At 65.0% G+C, this 297-nt stretch carries 1 protein-coding gene; it reads left to right on the top strand.

All coding sequences use genetic code 11. The features are described from left to right. The coding region (locus I59_RS14925) for a CorA family divalent cation transporter (RefSeq protein ID WP_031273949.1) at window positions 1-265 on the top strand (265 nt) is incomplete at its 5' end. Window positions 266-297 lie beyond the last annotated feature (32 nt).

Here is a 297-nt window from a genome sequence, read left to right as displayed (position 1 = left end):
CCTCGACACCTTCCGTCAGCTGCTGCAGAACGCGCTGACGGTCGACTCGACGCTCGCGGCCCAGAAGCAGAACGACGACACGAAGCGGATCTCGGGGTGGGCGGCGATCCTCTTCGCTCCGACCCTCATCGCGGCGATCTACGGGATGAACTTCACGCACATGCCGGAGCTGCAGTGGACCTGGGGCTACCCGCTGTCGATCCTCGCGATGATCCTGTTCGCGGCGGTCCTCTTCGTGGTCTTCAAGGTCAAACGCTGGTTCTGACGGCACCGGACGCACGTGGCGACGGCCTGGAG

Origin of the sequence: Curtobacterium sp. B8 (assembly GCF_000333315.1) — a bacterium.
Classification (GTDB): domain Bacteria; phylum Actinomycetota; class Actinomycetes; order Actinomycetales; family Microbacteriaceae; genus Curtobacterium; species Curtobacterium luteum.
The sequence above is the reverse complement of the archived record's forward strand: the minus strand, read 5'-3'. Positions and strand labels throughout refer to the sequence as shown.